This window comes from Palaeococcus pacificus DY20341 (genome assembly GCF_000725425.1).
In the GTDB taxonomy this organism is placed as follows: Archaea; Methanobacteriota_B; Thermococci; order Thermococcales; family Thermococcaceae; genus Palaeococcus; species Palaeococcus pacificus.
In genome coordinates, this window is sequence record NZ_CP006019.1 from 118,540 (window position 1) to 130,681 (window position 12,142).

Genomic DNA, 12,142 nt, shown 5'->3' on the forward strand with positions numbered 1-12,142 from the left:
AAAATTTTTTAAATTTGGAACATCTATTGTTTATGATGACATATGGACGAAGAGTACATGAGGCTTGCCTTAGAACTCGCTAAGAAAGGGGAAGGAAAGACTAACCCAAACCCTATGGTGGGGGCGGTATTAGTTAAGGACGGCAGAGTCATTGGCACAGGCTATCACGAGCGCTTTGGGGAAAAGCACGCTGAAGTAAACGCCATAGAGGATGCCAAGAGAAAAGGCTACTCGGTTGAAGGCGCGACGATGTATGTCACTTTGGAGCCCTGCTCTCACTGGGGCAAGCAGCCACCCTGTGCAGATAGAATAATAGAAGAAGGCATTTCTAAAGTTGTCATTGCAGTGGAGGATCCAAATCTGTTCGTAAGAGGAAGGGGAATAGAAAAGCTCAGAAAAGCGGGCGTTAAGGTTGAAGTAGGTCTCTTAGAGGAGGAGGCAAAAACACTCAATGAAGTTTTTGTAAAATACATAACCACGAAAACACCTTTCGTCGCCATAAAGCTTGCTTTGACCTTGGATGGTTTCATAGCAACAAGAAGCTTCTCTTCAAAATGGATAACCGGCGAAAAAGCAAGGAGAAAAGTGCAAGAGCTTAGGAAAAAGTATATGGCAATAATGGTTGGGGCCAATACAATTCTCAAAGACAATCCAAGGCTGACTTGCAGAATAGAAGGGTGCAGTGAAAAGGTGAAAGTAATCCTTGATAGGCATGGATTAACTGCTAATGGAAATTTTAGGGCTTTTAAGGACGGAAGAGTGATAGTCTTCACTGAGAGCGAAAAAGAGTGGGATAATGCAGAAGTCATTAGGGAAACAAATCCCGAGAGAATACTAAAAATCCTTGGCGAAAAAGGAATAGACAGCGTTTTAATTGAGGGAGGAAGAATAGCATGCCAGTTCTTACCCTTTGCAGATAGGCTACATTTATTTTATGGGAACAAGCTCTTTGGGAAGGGAATTTCCCCATTTGAGTGCTTAAACGTTGATAAAGTTAGTGATGCCCTTAAAGTCGAGTTTCTCAAGTTTGAAAGCTTTGGGGACAGCTTTTACGTGGAGGCAAGGCCATGTTCTCAGGGATAATAGAGAAGGTTGCAAAGGCACGCTACTCAAGGGGAAAGCTCTACGTGGAGAAGGTTCTAGATGTGAATTTAGGAGACAGCGTTGCCGTTAATGGAGCATGCTTAACGGTGAGTGAAATTAGGGATCAAATAGTCTTTGACGTTGGTGAGGAAACGCTAAAGAGGACTAACTTAGCGAAAGCAAAGCTCGTTAACCTTGAAAGCGCCCTAAAGTTTGGAGATAGAATTGACGGACATTTGGTTACTGGACATGTCGATGGAACCCTAAAGCTGAGGAGAGTTCTAAAGAGAGGAAATACTTACTGGCTGGCCTTTGAAATGCCCAAGGAAAGGTTTGGCATAGTGGAAAAGGGAAGCATAGCCCTGAATGGGATAAGCCTAACGATTGCCAAAGTTGAGAAGAGCCAATTCTGGGTTCAGGTAATCCCCTACACCTGGGAAAACACCAACTTGAAGTTCCTAAAGGTTGGGGAGGAAGTAAACTACGAGATAGACGTTGTTGCGAGATATTTGAAGGGTATTTTGGGTGATAGATATGGACTTGGAAAAGCTTAGGAAAAGCATTCTTGAGGGTAAACCAATAGTTCTAATTGACGAAGATAGGGAAGTTGAAGCGGATTTGGTTTATCCCGCTGAAACAATAACTCCCCAAACATTAAACTTCATGCTCCAAGCTAAAGGGATGCTCTGTCTGGCTATGGATGAAGAAGAAGCTTTAAGGAGAGGCTTCTTTAAGCTTCCCTCAAAAGACAATGAGACGAACTTTTTAATAAGCGTTGATTATAAAGAAACGTTTACAGGAATTAGCGCGGAAGAGAGGGCTTTAACTGCTAAAAAGATTGCCGAAGGACTAAGCATTGAGCACTTTCGCTATCCAGGTCATCTGCATCTTTTAGGGGGAGTTGGCATAAATAGAAGGAAAGGTCACACGGAAGCTTCCCTTGAGCTTATGGAAATGCTCGGGTTTAAGAGATATGCCCTAATAATTGAGCTCTTAGATGAAGAAGGAAACTCCCACAACTTTGAATTTATACAGAACTTTGCAGAAAAGCATGAGTTACCAGTGATCACAATTAAAGAAGTGCTTAAAGAAGTTGTGAAGAGAAAGAACTTCGTTAGAGTTTTTGCTGAAGCAAATCTACCCAGTAAATACGGGGCCTTTAAGATAGTCGCCTTTGAGAACCAGCTTGACTTTAAAGAGCATATAGCCATAATAAAAGAGCCCTATGATGTGCCTTTGGTTAGAATACACTCGGAGTGCTTAACAGGAGATACCTTGGCTTCTCTAAAGTGCGACTGTGGAAGTCAATTAGCCAATGCATTAAAAATGATTGCCCAGGAGGGAGGAATTTTACTTTATTTAAGGCAAGAAGGGAGAGGAATCGGATTAAAAAACAAGATCAAAGCCTATGAACTCCAAGATAAAGGCTTTGACACCGTTGAAGCGAATAAAATGCTTGGCTTTAATGAAGATGAGAGGGATTTCAGTGTTGCCTATCAACTGCTCAAAGCTTTAGGAGTCTCAAAAGTTAAGCTCTTGACGAACAATCCAGGGAAGGTTAAAGCTTTGGAAGAGTTTGGGATAGAGGTTGTTGAGGTTATTCCGATTTTTGGAGAAGTTAACAAGGTTAACAGGCCTTATTTAGAGGCTAAGATGCTCAAGCTTGGACACAATTTAAAACCGCTTTTGGAGGGAGAAGAATGATTTACGAAGGGGATTATAAGGGCGAAGGTCTAAAAATAGGAATAGTTGTAAGTAGATTTAACGATTTACTCACTAAGGAGCTTTTAGATGGTGCATTAGACTGTTTTAAACGACATGGCGTTGAGAACATAGACATCTTCAAAGTTCCAGGAGCTTTTGAAATTCCATTTATCGCAAAAGAATTGGCGAAGAAGGAAAACTACGACGCAATTTTAGCGTTAGGAGCCGTTGTTAAGGGCGAAACATACCACTTTGAACTCGTTGCCAATGAGGTTGCTAAAGGAGTAGCCCATATAAACTTAACATACGAAACTCCGGTAATATTTGGTGTTATAACCGTTGATGACGAAATTCAAGGGCTGGACAGAGCTGGAATAAAGTCAAATAAAGGCTTTGAATATGCTTTAGCGACTTTAGAGATGGCGAATTTAAAGAAAAAACTAAAGAAGGTGCCTTAGAGGTTCTTCACTCCTCTTATTCCTATTTTAAATTTATCCCCAAAATCAACAACTCCAATAGCCAGCACTGGATGTGCAAAGCTAAGATTCAAAGCTCTCTCTGCTAGGTCATTTTCATCTTTAAAGTCTAAGCTTAGCGTTTCAACACCATCAACATTGTACGTCGCGGTGAAGAATGCTTTCCCTTCCTCAAGCTTCACCTCTTTTACCCAAAGCTCATCCTTCCCCACGAAGCCGAGCCAAGCTTTATTGCCCTCCTTTTGAACTACCGCAGCAATTCTTGGCGTGTTATAATCATCGCGCTCGTACCCCATAGCGTCTAAAACGTGAATCAGCGCTTTTTTAGGACTCTCCTCCCCGAGGGCTTGGGCTATAAATGGTGTATGAGACCCATTGCTCACAACCGCGTACTCACGGAGGAGCTTAACCACAGGATAGCTCACGTAGGGGTTGTCCGTTTCAGTTAGGTTGACTATATACACTTCATCTCCCTTTATTACGGCCTTCCTGTTTGGGAATGAGCGAGAGCTTAAGCGGTAGAAGGCGAAGGGCTTTCCGTCGTTCAGGCCTACCCCAACCATTCTCCCGACGTAAACTCCTTTCATGTTACCACCTCCTCTAAGCGGTCCTCCTGAAGGGCAAGTTTAATCTCACGCGCAATCCTCTCACCCATAAGCATCTCCTCGCCCCAGTATAGGGCGGAATACCAGTGCTTCGCGTTGCTCCCACCGTCAATTCTCGAGGCAAAGCCTATGCAGTGGAAGTCGCCATCGTAGGCGAAGTGGAGCGCGAAAGGCCCTATGAAAGGCGGCTCGAGCTTTCTCATTGCCTCAACAAAGGCCAAACCGTAGTCGTAAAGCCTTGGGAGGAGGGATTCCCTAAGAGCAACGGCCTTGTTTCCAACTATGGTATAGGGTAGGGCTTTGAACGGCCTTCTCTTGTTTGAGTCTGCTATTACTAAGCGTTCATCGACTCCGAGGAGCTCCAAGCGGTTTAAAATCGGTGAGTAGAAGAAGTGGACGTAGATGTAGGCACCATCAATGAAACGCTCAATTCTATAAGGCTCGCTAACACTTTTGAGTTTATCCTCGAGCTCTCTTCCGTAGGCTATGAAGTGACCGCTTCCCCCTTTTGGGCCTTCCATTCTAACGAAGTATAGCTCATCATCCCTAACCTCGCTCAAATCAACGCTCTCCACTTGTGGAATTCCCGCCTTTTCGAGCGCTTTATCCACAAGCTCGAACTTTGTTTCCCACTTGAGGAAGCGCTTATTGCCAAAGAACCTTGCTTCGCTGTTTTCTATTGCATCAAGGCCTAAGTATGCAACGAAGGAGCCGTGCGGGATGATGATTCCCTCATCGCTTAGGATCTCCTTCAGGTCGTCCGCTACTATGAGCTCATCGACAACCGGAAGCGAAGCGTAAAAGTTTTTCCGCTTTGGAGAGGCATAAAGGCGAGTTTTGAATCCTTCTCTATTAGCCCCTAAAATGATTTGGAGTGAGGAATGGGAGGCTATGGTTGAGATTATCATTCAATCACCTCCAAAATCTCTTCCTGCTTCAAAACTTGCCCGTCTTTCATAACTCTCATCGTGTCGCCGCTTATCTCATCAATTACCAAAAGTTCTCCGTTCTTTCTCCCAAACTCAAGTTTAAAGTCGATTATTTCAAGCCCCCTACTCTCAAAGAATTCCTTCAAAATTTGGGCAACTTTTCTTGTTATCCTCTTCATTTCTTCGATTTCTCCCTTTGAGGCTATGCCAAGCTTTTCCACAGCTTCATCGCAGATTAGGGGGTCCCCAAGGGCATCATCTTTAAGCGTGAACTCCACAATATTGAGCTCTTGGAGCGCCCTATGTTCCCCATAGCGCCTCAAAAAACTCCCGTAGGCTTTGAAGCGGTAGATAACCTCGAGAGGAATTTTCTCTGCTTTGAGGAATTTGGCATTTCTCTCATCAATCCGCTCAACGAAGTGCGTTTTTATTCCATGCTCCTCAAGAAGAGAAAAGAAGAACGCTGTCTGCTGAAGAACAGTATTTCCCTTGCCTTTCCTCGCACCTATTACTTCGTTGCCTCCCGTGTCCTCTTTACCTTTGAACCCTAAAATGCTGTCCTTGAAGTGAAAAATCAAGTGTTCGCCGTCTTCATAGACATCCTTGGTCTTTCCTCTATAAATCAGCCTCATATCTCTCACCGTTTGAGCATGTCGTTTATGAGGCGTATCGCACACAGATCTCCACACATTGAGCAGGCCTCGGTTGAGGTTGGCCTATCTTCTCTTATCTCATCAAAGCGCTCTTTGTCCATTGCGAGCTCAAACTGCTTCCTCCAGTTGAGGCCTCCTCTTGCTAGGCTCATTCTGTAGTCTTTTTTGTAGTCTTCCTCGAAGCGCGTTAGGTTTACGGCATGGGCTGCCAGCTTTGTAGCTATCACGCCGAGGCGAACGTGCTCCTTAGTCGGCAAACCTAAGTGCTCGGCTGGTGTAACATAACAAAGGAAGTCCGCTCCATTCAAAGCGGCTATTGCTCCCCCAATAGCCCCAGCTATGTGGTCGTAGCCTGGGAAAATGTCCGTAACTAAGGGACCAAGTACGTAGAAGGGAGCGTTGTCCGTCGCGACCTTTGCTATTTTTATCTGCATTGGGATTTGGTCTATTGGCACATGCCCGGGCCCTTCAACCATCGTTTGAACTCCAAATTCTCTCGCCCTTCTTACCAAGCGCCCTAATGTATAGAGCTCACTCATTTGGAGCTCGTCTCCAGCGTCTGGCAGACCGCCGGGTCTAAGACCATCGCCTAAGCTCAAAACCACGTCATATTCCTTGGCAAGCTCCAAAAGGTAGTCGTAGTCTTTGTAGAACGGGTTCTCTTTTTCCCAATGGAGTATCCAAGCCGCCAAGAATGTGCCTCCCCTCGAGACCATTCCCACGAGTCTCGTAGTGCGCTTCATCTTTTCGACAACCTCTTTAGTAACGCCGACGTGAATAGTTGCATAATCAATACCATCCTTAAAGTGTTTCTCAACAGCGTTCCACATGTCATCTTCGCTCATCTCGATGATGGCCTTCCCGTTGACGAGCATTTCCTCAGCAGCTTGATATATGGGCACCGTTCCAATGGGCACATCAACAGCCCTCATGATTTTCTTCCTTATCTTGTCCAAATCACCGCCCGTTGACAAGTCCATTATCGTGTCGGCCCCGTACTTCATGGCTATCTTGGCCTTCTCAATCTCTTCTTCAACGTTCACTATGTCCCTTGAGGTTCCGATGTTTGCATTAATCTTTACCCTCACTCCTCTACCTACGGCGACTGGCTTTACCCAATCATGAACGAGGTTTCTAAAAATGACAGTATAACCTTTAGCAACGTTTTTTCTAAGCTCTTCTGCTTTTATCCCTTCTCTTTCAGCGATGAACTTCATCTCTTCCGTTATTATTCCTTTTTTGGCGTCTTCCATTTGGGTCATTTTTATCACCAAGTTATTAATTTACAAAACTATGTTTTAACATAGTGGTTAAAAGGGTTTTGGGAAATATTTATATTCAAGTTTTAGCTTGAGATAAATTGAAAGTTATCCTTGAGGTGTTGGAAATGAAGCTGAAGGTTATCGAACAAAAGGGAACTGAAAGACTGAAGAGAGGATTTGCCAAGATGGTTAAGGGCGGCGTTATAATGGACGTTACAAACGCTGAGCAGGCTCAAATAGCCGAAGAAGCTGGAGCTGTTGCAGTCATGGCTTTGGAAAAGGTGCCCGCCGATATAAGAAAAGCGGGCGGTGTTGCAAGAATGGCCGATCCCAAAAAGATTGAAGAGATTATGGATGCCGTTACTATTCCCGTGATGGCAAAGATTAGGATAGGTCACTATGCCGAAGCTCTTGCTTTGGAGGCTTTGGGCGTTGATATGATAGACGAGAGCGAGGTTCTAACACCAGCCGATCCGTACTTCCATGTAGATAAGCGCAAATTCAAAGTGCCATTTGTTTGCGGCGCAAGAAACCTTGGAGAGGCAGTTAGGAGAATTTGGGAAGGCTCCGCAATGATTAGAACCAAGGGTGAAGCGGGAACTGGGAACATTATTGAAGCGGTTAGGCATGTTCGCCTCGTTGATGACAATATAAAGCTCCTCAAGCGCTTAGGGGATGAGCAGATTTATGGAATAGCTAAGAAGTTTGCTGAGCCATACTTGAGGCTCGCCAAGGAGATTAGGGAAATAAGCGGTCTCGATCCAAGAATATTGGAGAACGAGCCAATTTACGAAGAATACACTTACCAGGATATAGTAAATGGCCTGTATAAGATTCTCCTCGAGATTAAGGACTTAGGAAGACTTCCGGTGGTCAATTTCGCCGCTGGAGGTGTTGCAACACCTGCTGATGCTGCTTTAATGATGCAAATGGGAATGGACGGAGTATTCGTTGGTAGTGGGATATTCAAGAGCTCAAACCCAGCAATGATGGCGAAGGCAATAGTTGAGGCTGTAAACCACTACGATGAGCCCGATGTAGTGGCGGAAATAAGCAAGGACTTAGGTGAGCCAATGCATGGACTTGAGCTCGAGAAGCTCGAGGTTCGCTTAGAGGAGAGGGGAGTATGAAGGTCGGCGTTATTGGGGTTCAAGGAGCTGTAAGTGAGCACATTGAAGCCGCTAAGAAAGCGATGGAAAAGCTCGGCGTTAGCGGGAAGGTCTTTTGGCTTAAAAAGCCAGAGCAGCTTGAGAGCATTGACGCAATAATAATTCCTGGTGGAGAGAGCACAACAATTTCAAGGCTCATGGTGAAGAACGGCCTCCTTGATAAAGTCAGGGAGCTTGGCGAAAGTGGGCTTCCAATAATAGGGACATGTGCAGGGTTGATAATGCTTGCCAAGGAAGTTGATGGGGCCATTGAGGAACAGAGATTCCTTGAGCTTTTGGACATTAAGGTTAACAGGAACGCCTACGGTCGTCAGGTGGACTCCTTCGAGGCTCCACTAAGACTAACCTTCGATGAAGAGCCATTTTTGGGCGTTTTCATAAGGGCCCCGCGCATCGTTGAAGTCTTTGGAAAGGCAAAACCTTTGGCTTATTGCAGGAATGAGGTCGTTGGAGTCGAGCAGGACGGCTTAATTGGCTTAACTTTTCACCCTGAGCTTACAGACGACACGAGGCTGCACGAATACTTCCTGAGAAAAGCCCTCTGATTTTTTACATTTTTTTGTAAAAACAAAACTTTTAAATTCTAATTTTTAACATTTTCTTGGTGATGAAATGGAGTGGAAAATAGGCACTTATGCTTCTCACTCTGCCCTTCAGATTCTCAAAGGAGCTAAGGATGAAGGCTTTCAGACTGTGATCTTTGGAAAGGAGAGAGTTAAGCCGCTCTACACAAAATACTTTCCAGTTGCCGATGAGTTTTTAGTTGGTGAATATCCTGAGAGAGAGCTTTTAGAAAAGAAAGTCATAATAGTCCCACATGGCTCATTTGTAGCCCATTTGGGTGTTGAAAGGGTTGAATCCATGAAAGTCCCGTACTACGGTAACAAAGCTGTCCTTAGGTGGGAGAGCGATAGGAGTTTAGAGAGAAAATGGCTCCAAAAGGCCAATCTTAAGGTTCCACAAGTTTATGAAGACCCAGACGACATAGATAAGCCCGTCATCGTGAAGTTTCACGGTGCTAAAGGTGGTAAGGGCTACTTCTTGGCCAAAGATTCGAGAGACTTTTGGAGGAAGGCTCAAAAGGTGGGCATTAATAGTAAGGATGACCTTAAAGGTGTGCAGATTCAGGAGTATATTCTTGGAGTTCCGGTCTATCCGCACTACTTCTATTCAAAGCTTAATGGCGAGCTTGAGCTGATGAGTATTGATAGGCGATATGAGACCAATGTAGATGGCATCGGGAGAATCTCAGCTAAAGACCAGCTCGAGCTTGACTTTGAAAACTCGTACGTTGTAGTTGGCAACATTCCCATAGTCCTGAGAGAGAGCCTTCTTATGGAAGTTATAGAGATGGGAGAGAGGACTGTTAAAGCAGCTGAAGAGATTATGGGCGGCCTTTGGGGTCCATTTTGCTTGGAAACCATACTCACAGACGAAATGGAGTTTATCGTCTTTGAGATTTCCGCTAGAATAGTCGCGGGGACGAATCCATTCGTTAACGGTTCGCCATACACTTGGCTCCGCTATGATTTCCCCATGAGCACGGGGCGGAGAATTGCGAGGGAAATAAAGCAGGCTATAGAAGAAGATAGGTTAGATGATATTTTGACATAAACATGATAAATAGCCTTATAAATGGTTAAATTTTATGCAGAAGAAAGTAAAGGTGATTGGCATGTGGGAGAGCTTCATAGATGAAAAGGTAAATGAAGTTAGGGAAAAGGTTGGGGATGGAAAAGCTATTATAGCACTCTCAGGAGGAGTTGACAGCTCAACATGTGCAATTTTAGCGCACAAAGCTATCGGTGATAAGCTCTATGCCGTCTTCGTTAATACTGGCTTCTTGAGGAAGGGAGAGCCAGAGTTCGTCATAAAGACATTTAGGGACGAGTTTGGCTTAAACCTCATCTACATCGACGCTCAGGAGCGCTTCTTTGAAGCGTTGAAGGGAGTGACAGATCCAGAGGAGAAACGCAAGATAATCGGGAAAGTTTTCATAGACGTCTTTGAAGAGGTTGCCAATGAAATAAATGCTGACTTCTTAATTCAAGGCACCATAGCTCCGGATTGGATTGAAAGCCAAGGAAAGATAAAGAGCCACCACAATGTCGGTGGTTTGCCTGAGAGGCTCAACTTAGAGCTAATCGAGCCGCTGAGGGATTTATACAAAGATGAGGTTAGGGAAGTCGCTAAAGAGCTTGGTCTTCCAGAGAGGATATACAATAGAATGCCATTCCCTGGGCCGGGCTTAGCCGTCCGCGTGTTGGGTGAAGTCACGCCCGAGAAGGTTGCAATCGTTAGAGAGGCCAACGCAATAGTGGAGGAAGAAATTGAGAAGGCTAAGCTAAAGCCGTGGCAGGCCTTTGCCGTCCTCTTGGGAGTTAAGACCGTTGGCGTGCAGGGAGACATAAGGGCTTACAAAGAAACAATAGCCGTCCGTGTAGTGGAGAGCCTCGATGGAATGACAGCCAACGCTATGAATGTGCCTTTTGATGTTCTCCAAAGGATAGCCTTTAGGATAACGAGCGAGGTTCCTCAAGTGGGGAGAGTGCTCTACGACATAACAAACAAGCCTCCAGCGACGATTGAGTTTGAGTGAGGGATCAAAAATGATAATCATAATGGACAACCACGGGCAATATGTGCACAGGATTTGGCGCACTTTGAGGTATTTGGGAGTTGAGGCAAAGATAGTTCCAAACACTATCCCCTTAGAGGAAATTAAAGCCATGGAGCCAAAGGGCATAATCTTCTCAGGTGGGCCAGATATTGAGAGAACTGGAAACTGCGGCGCAATTTTAGAGCGCTATGATGAGTTCAACGTGCCTATTTTGGGCATCTGCCTCGGTCACCAGCTCATAGCTAAGCACTTTGGGGGCAAGGTTGGGCGTGGTGAGAAGGCGGAGTACAGCCTCGTTGAGGTGGAAATCTTAGACGAAGATGACATATTTAAGGGCCTTCCAAAGCGTCTCAAAGTCTGGGAGAGTCACATGGATGAGGTTAAAGCGCTCCCCGAGGACTTTGAGCTTTTAGCTAGGAGTGATTTCTGCCCCATTGAAGCTATGAAACATAAGGAATTGCCAATTTATGGGGTGCAATTCCATCCGGAAGTTGCACACACCGAAAGGGGAAGCGAGATCTATAAAAACTTTGCAAGGCTCTGCGGCGAGCTTGAGTAATCTTTTTCTACTTCTCATTTTTACAATCTCGAAGTGTAAAATGGAAAACTTTTTAACGTTTTGTATATTACTAATCTTTAGAGTATAAAGGGGTGCGCTTATGGGTTACACTATATACTACAGAGTAGTGTTCGTTGACGAGAAGAAAGCCTTAAGAGTGCTGGAAGAAGTGTGTACTGGACTTGGGCTTCAAATTGAAAAGAAAGGCAGTGCTATTGTAATAATCCCCAAGTGCACTTGTATCGAGCCGCTAATAATTAAAAGTGGGGAGTGGAGTTTTTCAAAAACATATAAAAAAGAGCCTTACACTTCTCTCTACAAGCTGATATTGCTCTCGCTCTCTTCTTTTGGCTCTGTGGAACTGTTCGATGATGAGGGTTTTGTTTTGTAGACCTCCATTATCTTTTTCGGCACAGCTCCTTTTAGAGTCCTCTCCTCGACCAATACCTTAACAACGCTTCCTACCTCTACTTCCTCACTTTTGTCAATCCAGTACTCCCCTGGCTTAATATTTGCCCTTATATCGTCATGGACGCTCACTTTAACGAGCTCTCCCCTTACTTCTTCGACAACTCCGTAAGTCCAATCTCTCTTGTACTTGGCCCTAAAGAGGTGCCTGAATGCTAGAACTAAAGCAAAGATTGCGATTAGGTATGCGTAGAGGTAGTAGATGTTCACCGCTATCTTCCTCAATATTAGGTAACCTAAAAAGGAAACAAATGCTATGGATGTTAGGCCGTAGTAGAATGTCCTGTAGGGTTCATACTCAATGAAAAAGCTTTGATTTCTTATTAGGAGAGCTCTTAAATACAGAGCAAAAATCACAGTTATACTCAATAAATAGACCTCACTTTGGGTGAATACCACTATCAGCAGAGCTAGGATGAGGTAGGCTATAAAAGAAAGCTGAAGCTTTAGGCTTAGCATCTCGTGTATGGTGACTTTTCTCCTGACGAGTTTCTTCAAAAATTTGAAAGTTGGGGGATTTTCTTGAGGCTGAGGATTGAGCGATTTCTTTAATGCTCTTCCAGCTGATTCTACTAACTCGCCCACTTTGTATAAAGCTTCCTCAACGTTCATGA

The 12,142-nt window shown here is 44.5% G+C and carries 15 protein-coding genes; 10 read left to right on the forward strand and 5 right to left on the reverse strand.

Going from position 1 to position 12,142, the window contains the following annotated elements; all coding sequences use genetic code 11:
* Positions 1-42 precede the first annotated feature (42 nt).
* From ribD to ribH, 4 genes are read left to right on the forward strand one after another with little or no spacing between them, the layout of a single operon-like run.
* Positions 43-1,083: a bifunctional diaminohydroxyphosphoribosylaminopyrimidine deaminase/5-amino-6-(5-phosphoribosylamino)uracil reductase RibD gene (ribD, locus tag PAP_RS00635; protein ID WP_048164056.1), complete on the forward strand. Its 1,041-nt coding sequence runs from the start codon at positions 43-45 to the stop codon at positions 1,081-1,083.
* On the forward strand, positions 1,068-1,637 hold the full coding sequence (locus PAP_RS00640; RefSeq protein ID WP_048164058.1) for a riboflavin synthase: 570 nt from the start codon (positions 1,068-1,070) through the stop codon (positions 1,635-1,637). Before ribD ends, PAP_RS00640 begins: the two co-directional genes overlap by 16 nt.
* Positions 1,618-2,787: a bifunctional 3,4-dihydroxy-2-butanone-4-phosphate synthase/GTP cyclohydrolase II gene (locus PAP_RS00645; RefSeq protein ID WP_048164059.1), complete on the forward strand. Its 1,170-nt coding sequence runs from the start codon at positions 1,618-1,620 to the stop codon at positions 2,785-2,787. The genes PAP_RS00640 and PAP_RS00645 overlap by 20 nt, the downstream gene beginning before the upstream one ends.
* Positions 2,784-3,245: a 6,7-dimethyl-8-ribityllumazine synthase gene (ribH, locus tag PAP_RS00650; RefSeq protein ID WP_048164061.1), complete on the forward strand. Its 462-nt coding sequence runs from the start codon at positions 2,784-2,786 to the stop codon at positions 3,243-3,245. Before PAP_RS00645 ends, ribH begins: the two co-directional genes overlap by 4 nt.
* Here ribH and PAP_RS00655 read toward each other — a convergent pair.
* The 4 genes from PAP_RS00655 to thiC are packed head-to-tail and all read right to left on the reverse strand — an operon-like array spanning position 3,242 to position 6,712.
* Entirely contained in the window at positions 3,242-3,850 is a 609-nt protein-coding gene (locus PAP_RS00655; protein ID WP_048164063.1) for an IMP cyclohydrolase, read from the reverse strand. The genes ribH and PAP_RS00655 overlap by 4 nt on opposite strands.
* Positions 3,847-4,776 carry a formate--phosphoribosylaminoimidazolecarboxamide ligase gene (locus PAP_RS00660; RefSeq protein WP_048164065.1) on the reverse strand — a complete coding sequence of 310 codons (930 nt, stop codon included), beginning with the start codon at positions 4,774-4,776 and terminating at the stop codon, positions 3,847-3,849. The genes PAP_RS00655 and PAP_RS00660 overlap by 4 nt, the downstream gene beginning before the upstream one ends.
* On the reverse strand, positions 4,773-5,429 hold the full coding sequence (locus PAP_RS00665) for a phosphoribosylaminoimidazolesuccinocarboxamide synthase (RefSeq protein WP_048164067.1): 657 nt from the start codon (positions 5,427-5,429) through the stop codon (positions 4,773-4,775). Before PAP_RS00665 ends, PAP_RS00660 begins: the two co-directional genes overlap by 4 nt.
* Before the next feature lie 5 nt (positions 5,430-5,434).
* Positions 5,435-6,712, reverse strand: coding sequence for a phosphomethylpyrimidine synthase ThiC (gene thiC, locus PAP_RS00670; RefSeq protein ID WP_048164068.1), 1,278 nt, complete (start codon positions 6,710-6,712; stop codon positions 5,435-5,437).
* 125 nt (positions 6,713-6,837) lie between these two features.
* Between thiC and pdxS the strand changes: the two genes are divergently transcribed.
* From pdxS to PAP_RS00700, 6 genes are all read left to right on the forward strand, one after another.
* Positions 6,838-7,842, forward strand: coding sequence for a pyridoxal 5'-phosphate synthase lyase subunit PdxS (gene pdxS, locus PAP_RS00675; RefSeq protein ID WP_048164070.1), 1,005 nt, complete (start codon positions 6,838-6,840; stop codon positions 7,840-7,842).
* Complete coding sequence (pdxT, locus tag PAP_RS00680; protein ID WP_048164072.1) at positions 7,839-8,426, forward strand: pyridoxal 5'-phosphate synthase glutaminase subunit PdxT; 588 nt, start codon at positions 7,839-7,841, stop codon at positions 8,424-8,426. Before pdxS ends, pdxT begins: the two co-directional genes overlap by 4 nt.
* Before the next feature lie 67 nt (positions 8,427-8,493).
* The gene (locus PAP_RS00685) at positions 8,494-9,495 is read left to right on the forward strand and encodes a formate--phosphoribosylaminoimidazolecarboxamide ligase (RefSeq protein ID WP_048164073.1); all 1,002 of its coding nucleotides are present in this window, start codon (positions 8,494-8,496) and stop codon (positions 9,493-9,495) included.
* A 61-nt stretch (positions 9,496-9,556) separates the two neighbouring features.
* Positions 9,557-10,480: a glutamine-hydrolyzing GMP synthase gene (guaA, locus tag PAP_RS00690; RefSeq protein ID WP_048164075.1), complete on the forward strand. Its 924-nt coding sequence runs from the start codon at positions 9,557-9,559 to the stop codon at positions 10,478-10,480.
* Positions 10,481-10,490: 10 nt separating this feature from the next.
* Complete coding sequence (locus PAP_RS00695; protein WP_048164077.1) at positions 10,491-11,060, forward strand: GMP synthase subunit A; 570 nt, start codon at positions 10,491-10,493, stop codon at positions 11,058-11,060.
* 100 nt (positions 11,061-11,160) lie between these two features.
* Positions 11,161-11,451 (forward strand): hypothetical protein, encoded by a 291-nt coding sequence (locus PAP_RS00700; protein ID WP_048164079.1) that lies wholly within the window; start codon positions 11,161-11,163, stop codon positions 11,449-11,451.
* Here the strand turns inward: PAP_RS00700 and PAP_RS00705 are convergent.
* The gene (locus PAP_RS00705; protein ID WP_048164081.1) at positions 11,376-12,140 is read right to left on the reverse strand and encodes a DUF2101 family protein; all 765 of its coding nucleotides are present in this window, start codon (positions 12,138-12,140) and stop codon (positions 11,376-11,378) included. The genes PAP_RS00700 and PAP_RS00705 overlap by 76 nt on opposite strands.
* Positions 12,141-12,142 lie beyond the last annotated feature (2 nt).

Excerpts from the sequence above, each read along its gene's own strand:
- ribD (WP_048164056.1), top strand. The coding sequence starts at position 43 with ATGGACGAAGAGTACATGAGGCTTGCCTTAGAACTCGCTAAGAAAGGG.
- PAP_RS00640 (WP_048164058.1), top strand. The coding sequence starts at position 1,068 with ATGTTCTCAGGGATAATAGAGAAGGTTGCAAAGGCACGCTACTCAAGG.
- PAP_RS00645 (WP_048164059.1), top strand. The coding sequence starts at position 1,618 with ATGGACTTGGAAAAGCTTAGGAAAAGCATTCTTGAGGGTAAACCAATA.
- ribH (WP_048164061.1), top strand. The coding sequence starts at position 2,784 with ATGATTTACGAAGGGGATTATAAGGGCGAAGGTCTAAAAATAGGAATA.
- PAP_RS00655 (WP_048164063.1), bottom strand. The coding sequence starts at position 3,850 with ATGAAAGGAGTTTACGTCGGGAGAATGGTTGGGGTAGGCCTGAACGAC.
- PAP_RS00660 (WP_048164065.1), bottom strand. The coding sequence starts at position 4,776 with ATGATAATCTCAACCATAGCCTCCCATTCCTCACTCCAAATCATTTTA.
- PAP_RS00665 (WP_048164067.1), bottom strand. The coding sequence starts at position 5,429 with ATGAGGCTGATTTATAGAGGAAAGACCAAGGATGTCTATGAAGACGGC.
- thiC (WP_048164068.1), bottom strand. The coding sequence starts at position 6,712 with ATGACCCAAATGGAAGACGCCAAAAAAGGAATAATAACGGAAGAGATG.
- pdxS (WP_048164070.1), top strand. The coding sequence starts at position 6,838 with ATGAAGCTGAAGGTTATCGAACAAAAGGGAACTGAAAGACTGAAGAGA.
- pdxT (WP_048164072.1), top strand. The coding sequence starts at position 7,839 with ATGAAGGTCGGCGTTATTGGGGTTCAAGGAGCTGTAAGTGAGCACATT.
- PAP_RS00685 (WP_048164073.1), top strand. The coding sequence starts at position 8,494 with ATGGAGTGGAAAATAGGCACTTATGCTTCTCACTCTGCCCTTCAGATT.
- guaA (WP_048164075.1), top strand. The coding sequence starts at position 9,557 with ATGTGGGAGAGCTTCATAGATGAAAAGGTAAATGAAGTTAGGGAAAAG.
- PAP_RS00695 (WP_048164077.1), top strand. The coding sequence starts at position 10,491 with ATGATAATCATAATGGACAACCACGGGCAATATGTGCACAGGATTTGG.
- PAP_RS00700 (WP_048164079.1), top strand. The coding sequence starts at position 11,161 with ATGGGTTACACTATATACTACAGAGTAGTGTTCGTTGACGAGAAGAAA.
- PAP_RS00705 (WP_048164081.1), bottom strand. The coding sequence starts at position 12,140 with ATGAACGTTGAGGAAGCTTTATACAAAGTGGGCGAGTTAGTAGAATCA.